Genomic DNA, 10,199 nt, shown 5'->3' with positions numbered 1-10,199 from the left:
AGATCCATGCACGCATGGCAGTCTTGAATAAATTCACAGAATTAGGTCGCCCTCATACCCAAGTTGTCTCTTAAATTTGAGTAGCTTAAGGGAACTCAGCCTTTCAAACCTTTATGCAACAAAGCCGTAACTAGTTCTAGTTCTTTTAATCCGAATAGCAGATTACCCTTTAATCTGCTTTTTGTTTATCATGTGCCAAACTTCTACCGCCTGATATTTCCATGAAATTCACGCTTGCCCTTATCGCAGCAATCCTGATCTCCCTTGCGTGGCTCATGCCCATTCATTATCGGCCGTGGGTGACCTATACCGGTGAGCTATACGCATTTTTTGCACTATTCGCCTTGGCTGCAATTTGCTTAAAAGAAAAATTAAAAATTCCAGCTATTAGTTTTCCTTTATTGCTCCTCGCTGGTGTACCGCTGATCCATTTTTTAACAGGACAAGTGTTTTTCTTTAGCATCGCCATGCTGGGCTTTATTTTCGTGTTTAGCTTTTGGCTGGCAAGTGTACTGGGTTATAACTTTTCAACAGGAAACTATAGCCGAGAAGAAACCTTTATTAATCTGAGCTATGTATTTTTGGCTTCAGGTACAGTCACAGGCATTATTGCCATTTGCCAATGGACCAATCTGGATGCAACTTTGCCAGGTATGGTAAATATTAGTGGTAATCAGCGGCCTTATGCCAACTTTGCCCAGCCGAATAATATGGCGACTTTTTTAGTCATGGCATTAATGAGCTGCCTTTACTTATATGAAAAGAAAAAAATCCAGAGCAAATGGCTATTTACCTGCGCTGCTGTGATTGTTATGGGAGTGGCTTTAAGTCAGTCACGTACTGCATGGGTTGCTGCAATCGCAATTATGTTGTATCTAGCGTTCTATCAATATAAAGGGATTATTCGCCTGAAATGGGTTTACAGCATCACTTGGTTCATCTTCTTTATTGCCTGTATTGTGGCTTTTCCATTACTCAGTCAGCTCGCTGCACAGACGATGGGTGCGGATGTCGTGCAAAGCCGTGATGTGGTATCGCGTGCCACTGGAGATATGTCACGCCTCGCGATCTGGCAGCAAATGCTGGCTGCCATTCAGGCACAGCCATGGTTTGGCTATGGTTGGTATCAGACCAGTGTGGCTTTTGTCTCGATTAGCGATACCGTGCAAGGCCCAGTCTGGATTCGTAGCGCGCATAATTTTATTCTGGACTTTTTACTCTGGAATGGACTGCTCATCGGTCTGCCTTTCTTGGCCTATTTCGGTTATTTGGGTTATCAGCTACAACGCTGGGTCAATACCCCAGAATCTGTCATCGGGATCTTGATGGTTGGGGCATTTGTCACGCATACCATGTTTGAGTTTCCACAGCATTATGCTTATTTCTTATTACCGGTAGGATTTATTCTGGGCACGGTCTTGGCGCAAAATCCGAAAATTAAAACCATTACCTTGCCTTCGATATGCCTGAAACTGACTTTCAGTCTTGGGTTGCTCTTGTTGGTCGTAATTTATCGAGATTACGATACTGCTGTACCAAAACTCGGACAAAGTATTCGCTATGAAATGCAGCCTGAAAATATCACCAATGAAAAGCCGATCTATCTGCTGACCGAGTTTAATCACCGCATTGACTGGATTCGAGTCAATCCTTATCGCAAGATGAGCGAAGATGAAATTCATCAATATGAAAAGTTGGTGGTGAGCTATCCAACCAAATACAACTTTTTAAAATATATTCGTTTATTGGCGTATAACGGCTATGTCGATGAAGCACAGCATCAACTGCAGCGTTTAAATACGATTCAGAAAACTGAACTGAGCTATGCAGAGGTGACTCGAGATATGCCGCGCTAATAAGTACAAAAAAGCCAGCAGATGCTTGATGCTGATCAGTTAATAAGTTTAGAAATAGACTCTTTAACTTTTCAGTCATTCACGGCGGAGTCCTAACTTTATAAATCAAATACTTGAGAATAATTTGTTACTTTGGTTTCGCCCAAATGAGAAGCGAAGCTTCGCAAGGAAGGCATCTTTCGGAGCAACACTCCTCACCGCAAAACTCGTCAGCCACCATCGACTAGTAAATTTGTCGCAGAAACAATCATTTTTAAATCTAGCCCTGCCTCAAACAGTTGCGGATGACTTTTCTACTTATCAAATATGATCATGAATTTAAAAAAGAAAATGCCAGTCAATTTCTTAACTGACTGGCATTACAGCAGATGCTGGCTTTTTGATTTTGATTTTGATTTTGAATCGAATCTTAGAGCTGACTTTGAATATAGTTTTCGATACCCACACTTTCAATCAGATCAATTTGTGTCGTAGTCCAGTCCAGATAGTTTTCTTCTTTTTCCAGAATTTCCTGCACCAGATCACGGGTCACATAATCCATTTCAGTTTCAGCCAGTGCCACAGCTTTCTGAATGGTCTCAATGTTTTCTTTAACTTTACGTACATCACAATGCAGCACTTCTTGAGTATGCTGGCCGATATACAGTTTGCCCAGATGTTGCAGATTTGGCAAACCTTCTAAAAATAAAATCCGTTCAATAATTTTATTGGCATGCTTCATCTGCACAATCGATTCTTTATATTCTGCCGAGCCCAGTTTCTCAATGCCCCAGTCATTAAACATGCGTGAATGCAGGAAATACTGGTTAATTGCAGTTAGGTGGTGATACAACACCTGATTGAGCTGATTAATCACATCACGATTGCCTTTCATCACATAACTCCATTTGAACCTGTTTTATCTTTCTAAGAAAGCACTCTAAGGATGATAGTAAAGCAAGTCAGGGGGCAATGGCGAGTAATTTATAGAACAGCAAATGAAAATCGCAATCAAATCGATCCAGGCTTAGATCAACGGCAATAAAAACCCGCCAGAGTCAGGGGCGGGGGAGGAGGAATGATCTGAGATCATTGATTTATGATTATCTTTATTCGGTTTAGGCGGCCACAGCCAGACGGGCTGCAATTTGTGAAACTTCATCACTGATGATCATACGGGCTTCTGGTGCACAGCGGCCACAGCAGGTTCCCAAGTCCAGTGTATCGCGCACATCACGATACGTTTCAGCGCCATTTGCAATAGCATCTTTAATGTCTTGATCTGTAATGCCACGGCATAAACAAACGTACATAGGACACAACCACAGTGTTTAAATAAGATAAGTAATATTATTGATAATTGTTATCGTTTGTCAATAAAAATCATTTGAAATAGCTTTTATTGTGATTGGTGATTTAGATAAAAAAATATCACTCAAGCAAAAATCCGATTATTGCTCGGGTTTTTGCTTGAGTGATTCATGATTGCAAACTCAATATAGAAGTTTAGGTATTAAATAAGTTTTAAAAATTATTGCTGAATGATGACAACGCCATCCATCTCGACCAGGGCATCTTTTGGCAGGCTGGCAACACCGAGTGCTGCACGTGCTGGATAAGGCTGGGCAAAATATTCACCCATAATCTGGTTCACCAGCTGGAAGTGCGATAAATCAGTCAGATAAATATTCAGTTTGGCGATGTCTGCCAGAGAGCCACCGGCCGCTTCGCAGACGGCTTTTAAATTATCGAATACACGGCGAATCTGTGCTTCAATGCCTTCAACCAGTTCCATGCTGTATGGATCTAAACCTATTTGACCAGATAGATACAGGGTATCGCCCACAAGAATGGCTTGCGAATAGGTGCCAATGGCAGCAGGGGCATTTTCAGTATGGATTACTTGGCGGAACATTAATTTCTCCTTTTATCAAATGGAGCGTAAAACTCTGTCCTTCAGGGCAGAGATATAAGCGATACGACATAAAATGTCGTTGAATTTTTTAAAATCAACACCTTTAATTTAACATGATCTAAAATAAGCTCATGAAAACACTTAAATTACGCATAAAAGACAAACATTGCAAGGTGCTAGACCAATTAGCATCTGAGGTGAACTTTGTTTGGAATTATGTGAATGATTTGAGTTTCAAACACCTGAAAAGAACAGGTGACTTTTTCTCAGCATTTGATATGACTCAATACACAAAAGGAACTTCAAAATTGTGTGGTTTGCATAGTCAAACAGTGCAAGGGATAACAGAAGAATATGTTGATAAAAGAAGACAACACAAGAAAGCAAAGCTGAAATGGCGTGTGAGTAACAAGAAGTCAGCAAGACGTTCGCTTGGTTGGATACCATTTAAAAAAGTAGCGATTAAATATGCTGATGGATATGTGCAATACGGCAAGCAGAAATTTAAGCTATGGGATAGCTACGGCATAAATAAATACAGCGTGAGAACAGGCTCATTCGTTGAGGATAGTCGTGGGCGCTGGTATGTGTGTCTTGTTGTGGACTCACCTAAACAAGACAAACCAACGGCAACTAAAGCGATTGGTATTGATCTTGGTCTAAAAGACGTTGCCACCTGCTCAGATGGTACTGTAATTTCAAATCCTAAGTTCTACCGTAATTACGAGCAGAAATTAGGGATTGCTCAAAGAGCAAGAAATAAAAAACGTGTACGTGCATTACACGCTAAAATTGCCAATTGTCGTAAAGACCATTTGCATAAAGCAAGCACTCTGCTTGTGAAAGAAAATGCACTCATTGTTGTAGGTGACTTAAGTGCGAGCAAACTTGTAAAAACCAAGATGGCGAAATCTGTTTTGGACACAGGATTTTCAGCACTGAAAACAATGCTCAAGTATAAATGCGAGAACGCAGGGGTATTGTTTGAGGAAGTCAGTGAGAAATTCACAACCCAAATCTGTTCGTGCTGCGGTGAAATCACCTCTAGCAGTCCCAAAGGCAGAACAGATTTGCGAATAAGAGTATGGGAATGTGAGTGTGGAAGTATAAATCATCGTGATTTAAATTCCGCTAAGAACATACTTGCGCTTGGGCATGAGCGTCTAGCAGTAGGAATCCGCTTGCTTTAGCTGGAGGATGTCAACATCAACATACATCATATTCGATCAATCCAGCAGACAACAGCATTATCGTTTTAAATGATTAACTCGCTTTAGATGCTTCGCTCAGAATGACGGGTCGGGTCAGACGGGTAATTCTTGGAAAACCGAAATACATACGCAGGTCCCGGATGATCTGGGCAATCTGTTTGCGGTTATGCACCACGATATTGACATAGGTCTGCTCATCTTGGGTGCGCACCATCTCTACCCCCGAATGTGCTTTACGACATTGATAAATCAGGTCGGAAATCTGCTCATCATCCATGGCCAGATCAATGCTGAGATAGGCGCTAAAGCTGATATCGTCCAGATCGTCGGCAGTCCACTGCAAGGGCATGATATTTTCAGGGTGCTGATGCTGTTCATGCAGCAGGTTATGACAGCGTGAACGGTGCACAATCAGGCCACGACGAGTCAAATGACCCTGAATCGGATCGCCCAGCACCGGATTACAGCAATGTGCATATTTGACATCCACACCTTCAGTACCCTGAATCAGGCGCCCTGAGCTGGCAATATTCTGATGCTGGTCTTGGGCAAATAAATGATTGGCCACCAGTTGCGGCAATAAGTCACCGACTGCAATTTGCTCAAACAGCTGCTCTTTAGTCGCAATATGGCGCCATTCCAGCAGGTTTTTCCAGTCCGCTTCGGTCAGATCCCGGATCGAACGATGAAACAGTTTTAGGGCACGATTCAGTGCCTGTTGACCGACCAGACGCTGTTCGTCCAGATCCTGATCGCGCAAGATATTCTGAATGGCTCGGCGGGCTTTCTGGGTGTTGATAAAGCTGAGCCAGTCCGGGTTGGGGGTTGCAAGGACATCGGTAATGATTTCGACCACCTGACCGCTGACTAGCGGAGTAGAGAGCGGTTTGGTCTCATTGTTAATTTTCGCCCCGATGGCATGGTTACCGAGAAACAGGCTGGCCGCATAAGCAAAATCAACCGCTGTCGCACCTTGCGGCAATTCGTGTAAATGCCCATGCGGGGTATACACCCAGATTTTTTCCTGATGCAGATAATCCAGTAATTCACTAAAGGTGGTTTTGGCGCATTCACCATCGACCAACACGTTCAGATTTTGCATCGAGGCCTGAATTGCAGAACGACAGGCTTGGGGGGCATTTTCACCCAGTACCACACCAAAACGTGCCGCTTTACGCATCAGTTCGGTTTGAATGGTGAGTGATAACGTGGTTTTTTCACCTTTTAAACGCATCATCAAGGACTGGTTGCCACCGGGTAATGGACGGCGAATATGATCTTCATAGCTTTGAATTTTAAAGCTTTGAGTCAGAATCTCTGCCAGACGGTCACAATCTGCAATGCTTTGTAAAATAATTTCAAAGGCATGACTATGGGTCAGCTCTTGCAGGTCAATATCATTTTTAACAAAGTGGCGTAACAGCTCAATATTGTTATTTTTCTTTTTGATTCGACCTTCAATTTTATAGTCTTCTAAGAGATCATTCAGCTTTTGTTCCCAGATCGCCTGATATTCACAACGTTTTGGCTTGGTTTCTAATAGCGCTGCCTGAACGTTGTTGTACATGTCCAGATCAAGATTCTGATAACACAGATGTTCCAGGTTGTCGGCCATTTCATTCATACCGACAATACGTGCCATCGGCACAAAAATTTCAAAGGTTTCGCGGGCAATACGGGCACGTTTGTCCGGTCGCAGCGCCTCTAAAGTGGTCATGTTGTGATAGCGGTCTGCCAGTTTCACAATAATGACACGTGGATCCTGTAAGGTGGCTTGCAGGATTTTTCGGAATGACGCGGCTTTATTATATTCTTTATCGCTGGAATGACTCAGTTTAGTCACGCCATCGACCAGCTCGGCCACGGTAAAACCAAAAGTCTCGCTGATATCATCCTTGTTAAAGTCGGTATCTTCAATCACATCATGCAATAAAGCAGCCATCAGGGTTTCAGTGTCCAGACGCATATGCGCCAAGATACAGCTCACCGCAATCGGATGTAAAATATAGGGTTCGCCACTTTTACGCACAATACCGTCATGCGCGATATCTGCATAATCACAGGCCGCAAGCACACGTTCGACATCACGTTCATTTAAATACGCGTCGATCATCATCTCTAACTGTTGCTTGGCTTGACTGACCTGTGGGCCTGGCATAAAACACCTTTAAAACTGAGTTTCTTACAAATAAAACCATGAAAGCTTTGATAAATATGAATTGTAGCGCTTGCCAATTTTTTACTTTAACAAATAGAAAGCGGATTCAAGTTCGATAGCTAACCCTTATGTTATAACCGTTCTGGCATAAATATAAAAGTCACATAACAAAAAAAGCCTAGTTTAAAACTAGGCTTTTTTTGTGACGATCTCTTATTGGAAAGAAAAACCGTCTAAGTTTAGATTATTTGCAGAAAGTGCAAGGTCCAGACTTGATGTTTGATAGTCCTGATCACGTTGTTTCAAAATATCTTTGGATACATGACCTGCAGCGATTTCACGTAAAGCAACAACAGTCGGTTTGTCATTGTCCCATTCTACAGTTGGTTCAATACCTTGACGTGCCAATTGACGCGCGCGCTTGCTTGCCACTAGTACAAGCTCAAAGCGGTTGTCTACATGGTCTAAACAATCTTCAACGGTGACGCGTGCCATAAGAATTCTCGTTTGAATAATAAATTTTAACAGACTGCACAGTATAAAAGGCTTTGCCTATAGACTCAAGTTTTAATCACTGTTCAGTGGGTGTGATCAGTTGCTGAATCAGTTTTTCATGACGGTTGGCTTGCTGCGACAAGGTCAAACGGTTGGCGATAATGACCGCTTCGAGATCATGCAGTGCCTTGTTAAAGTCATCATTGATAATAATATAGTCAAAGTTGCTATATTGCTGCATATCTTCCACTGCACAGCTCAGACGATGTTCAATCACATCAACTGTGTCCGTACCCCGGTTAGATAGACGTTCACGTAGGTCAAACTGACTTGGTGGCAAGATAAAAATTTGTTGAGATTCAGGAAAAAGTCGACGGACTTGTTGTGCACCTTGCCAGTCAATTTCCAGTAGCACATCATGGCCTTTGGCCAGTTGTTCTTTAACGGTCGCCTGCGCGGTACCGTAGTAATTACCGAATACTTCTGCGTATTCAATAAAACCACCTTCATTGACCAGATTTAAAAAATCATCTTTCTGGGAGAAATGATAGTGCACGCCATCGAGTTCGCCAGGTCGTTGACCGCGTGTGGTATGGGACACAGAAACGTGAAGGTTATTGACACGCTCAAGTAGGGCTTTAACAAGGGATGTTTTGCCTGTTCCAGACGCTGCAGAAACGACAAACAAGAGACCCGACATGATATTTTTCCTGATATGATAAAATATCTTCTCTATTTTAGAGTAGACCGGCTTTAAACTAAATAGTTACCAGTCGATTGTTTTACATTTATTTCAATTGAACCGCTAAAAATGGTGTGAGTATTGAGGATTCTATGGAAATTGTTTTAGCCAACCCACGTGGTTTTTGTGCTGGTGTAGATCGTGCCATTGCGATCGTGAACCGTGCCCTAGAATGCTTTAATCCACCGATTTATGTACGGCATGAAGTGGTACATAACAAATTTGTAGTCGATGACCTGCGTCAGCGTGGCGCGATCTTTGTTGATGAACTTGATGAAGTGCCCGATGACAATATTGTGATTTTTAGCGCACATGGTGTTTCCAAGGCGGTACAACTTGAAGCCGAACGCCGTGGTTTAAAAGTTTTCGATGCGACTTGTCCATTGGTGACCAAGGTGCATATTGAAGTGACCAAATATGCGCGTGAAGGCGTAGAAGCCATTCTGATTGGTCATGAAGGTCACCCTGAAGTCGAAGGTACCATGGGTCAGTATGACAAGAAAAATGGTGGTGAAATTTATCTGGTCGAAGATGAAGAAGATGTTGCTGCCTTAACTGTGCATCATCCTGAAAAAGTGGCTTTTGTCACGCAAACGACCTTATCGATTGATGATACGGCGAAAGTGATTGATGCTTTACGCCAAAAATTCCCGCTGATTCAAGGGCCGCGTAAAGATGATATTTGCTATGCCACCCAAAACCGCCAGGATGCAGTACGAGATCTAGCTGAGCGTTGTGATGTGGTACTTGTCGTGGGTTCGCCAAATTCATCAAACTCCAACCGTCTGCGTGAGTTGGCAGAACGTATGGGTAAAGCGTCCTATCTGGTTGATAATGCCGATGAACTCAAACAGGAATGGTTTGAAGAAAATGCCCAGATTGGAGTAACCGCCGGAGCTTCTGCACCAGAAATTCTGATTAAACAGGTCATTCAGCGTTTACAGGATTGGGGTGCCCAAGCACCTAAAGAGTTGGATGGTCGTGAAGAGAATATTACATTTAGTTTACCCAAAGAGTTACGTATTCCGGTAACTCAAGCCTAAAGTGTTAAGTACTTAACATTCTGAATTTTTTAGGAATTGACAGATAATTGCTTTTTGGCAATTATCTGTTTTTTTATACCTTTTATCTGTTGTGTGTATGTTTTGTAATTAAGTGAGATATTATTTTTAATAGGGTAAAGTTTTGTTGCTTTGGGGGCGGGATGAAAAAGAATAAGGGATTTACGTTAATTGAGCTGATGGTGACGATTGCAGTGTTGGCGATTGTTGCCATGATGGCTGCGCCTTCGTTTATCAAATTAGTTCGAAATTATCAGTTAACCACAGATACTCGTGATTTTATTGATCTGTTAGCTGAAACTCGATCTGAAGCTATTTTTAAGCAGAAAGCTCAAATTTTAGCGTTAAATACTACAGTTGCGGACTCATATAAAACCTGGACACCAACACATAGTCACGAAGAGAGCGAACATACTTCAGTCAGTTTTGAACGTTCAGGCCAATCCTCTATAGTTGGAAGCGGTCAGTGCTTTGTTTTTTCCCATATAAATGATTCAGCTCTAAAAACTTATGTCTATGTACAAAAAGGTGGAACAGTCGTGTACAAAAAATTAGCAACCAGTTGCCCAACCTGAGTGAGGGAAATTAGACAATGAAAAATTCTCAAAAAGGTGCTGGACTGGTCGAGGTATTGGTTGCACTCATACTTCTCAGTGGCTTTGTTGCATAAAGGTTTGAAAGGCTGAGTTCCCTTAAGCTACTCAAATTTAAGAGACAACTTGGGTATGAGGGCGACCTAATTCTGTGAATTTATTCAAGACTGCCATGCGTGCATGGATCTC

Annotated in this window: 11 protein-coding genes; 5 read left to right on the top strand and 6 right to left on the bottom strand. The window is 42.3% G+C overall.

Annotation, left to right across the window (positions count from 1 at the left end; translation table 11 throughout):
• Positions 1 to 221 precede the first annotated feature (221 nt).
• Positions 222 to 1,856: a PglL family O-oligosaccharyltransferase gene (locus FTU82_RS14725; RefSeq protein ID WP_180086549.1), complete on the top strand. Its 1,635-nt coding sequence runs from the start codon at positions 222 to 224 to the stop codon at positions 1,854 to 1,856.
• Positions 1,857 to 2,265: 409 nt separating this feature from the next.
• Here FTU82_RS14725 and bfr read toward each other — a convergent pair whose 3' ends face one another.
• The 3 genes from bfr to FTU82_RS14710 form a co-directional block, all read right to left on the bottom strand.
• Positions 2,266 to 2,730, bottom strand: a complete 465-nt coding sequence (gene bfr, locus FTU82_RS14720) for a bacterioferritin (protein WP_100357312.1) — start codon at positions 2,728 to 2,730, stop codon at positions 2,266 to 2,268.
• Between the two features lie 223 nt (positions 2,731 to 2,953).
• Complete coding sequence (locus FTU82_RS14715) at positions 2,954 to 3,148, bottom strand: bacterioferritin-associated ferredoxin (RefSeq protein WP_100355163.1); 195 nt, start codon at positions 3,146 to 3,148, stop codon at positions 2,954 to 2,956.
• Positions 3,149 to 3,366: 218 nt separating this feature from the next.
• On the bottom strand, positions 3,367 to 3,750 hold the full coding sequence (locus tag FTU82_RS14710; RefSeq protein ID WP_004787096.1) for a RidA family protein: 384 nt from the start codon (positions 3,748 to 3,750) through the stop codon (positions 3,367 to 3,369).
• A 131-nt stretch (positions 3,751 to 3,881) separates the two neighbouring features.
• Here FTU82_RS14710 and FTU82_RS14705 point away from each other — a divergent pair, with 131 nt between their 5' ends.
• Positions 3,882 to 4,940, top strand: coding sequence for an RNA-guided endonuclease TnpB family protein (locus FTU82_RS14705; protein WP_180086548.1), 1,059 nt, complete (start codon positions 3,882 to 3,884; stop codon positions 4,938 to 4,940).
• A 73-nt stretch (positions 4,941 to 5,013) separates the two neighbouring features.
• Here the strand turns inward: FTU82_RS14705 and FTU82_RS14700 are convergent, their stop codons facing one another.
• The 3 genes from FTU82_RS14700 to gmk all read right to left on the bottom strand — a co-directional run bounded on the left by FTU82_RS14700 (position 5,014) and on the right by gmk (position 8,314).
• On the bottom strand, positions 5,014 to 7,119 hold the full coding sequence (locus FTU82_RS14700) for a bifunctional (p)ppGpp synthetase/guanosine-3',5'-bis(diphosphate) 3'-pyrophosphohydrolase (RefSeq protein ID WP_100357313.1): 2,106 nt from the start codon (positions 7,117 to 7,119) through the stop codon (positions 5,014 to 5,016).
• Between the two features lie 213 nt (positions 7,120 to 7,332).
• On the bottom strand, positions 7,333 to 7,614 hold the full coding sequence (rpoZ, locus tag FTU82_RS14695; RefSeq protein WP_004650579.1) for a DNA-directed RNA polymerase subunit omega: 282 nt from the start codon (positions 7,612 to 7,614) through the stop codon (positions 7,333 to 7,335).
• Positions 7,615 to 7,690: 76 nt separating this feature from the next.
• The gene (gene gmk, locus FTU82_RS14690) at positions 7,691 to 8,314 is read right to left on the bottom strand and encodes a guanylate kinase (protein WP_005094292.1); all 624 of its coding nucleotides are present in this window, start codon (positions 8,312 to 8,314) and stop codon (positions 7,691 to 7,693) included.
• A 134-nt stretch (positions 8,315 to 8,448) separates the two neighbouring features.
• On the opposite strand from gmk, the gene ispH reads away from it, so the two are divergent.
• From ispH to FTU82_RS14675, 3 genes are all read left to right on the top strand, one after another.
• Positions 8,449 to 9,399, top strand: a complete 951-nt coding sequence (gene ispH, locus FTU82_RS14685; protein ID WP_100357314.1) for a 4-hydroxy-3-methylbut-2-enyl diphosphate reductase — start codon at positions 8,449 to 8,451, stop codon at positions 9,397 to 9,399.
• Positions 9,400 to 9,560: 161 nt separating this feature from the next.
• Positions 9,561 to 9,992: a Tfp pilus assembly protein FimT/FimU gene (locus tag FTU82_RS14680; RefSeq protein WP_180101537.1), complete on the top strand. Its 432-nt coding sequence runs from the start codon at positions 9,561 to 9,563 to the stop codon at positions 9,990 to 9,992.
• A 17-nt stretch (positions 9,993 to 10,009) separates the two neighbouring features.
• Positions 10,010 to 10,087: a prepilin-type N-terminal cleavage/methylation domain-containing protein gene (locus FTU82_RS14675; RefSeq protein WP_227523942.1), complete on the top strand. Its 78-nt coding sequence runs from the start codon at positions 10,010 to 10,012 to the stop codon at positions 10,085 to 10,087.
• The last annotated feature ends 112 nt before the right edge of the window (positions 10,088 to 10,199 follow it).

It is taken from the genome of Acinetobacter sp. YH12151 (assembly GCF_013418355.1).
GTDB classification, from domain to species: domain Bacteria; phylum Pseudomonadota; class Gammaproteobacteria; order Pseudomonadales; family Moraxellaceae; genus Acinetobacter; species Acinetobacter pseudolwoffii.
Note: the sequence above shows the minus strand (reverse complement) of the source record. Positions and strands in the feature narration are given on the sequence as shown.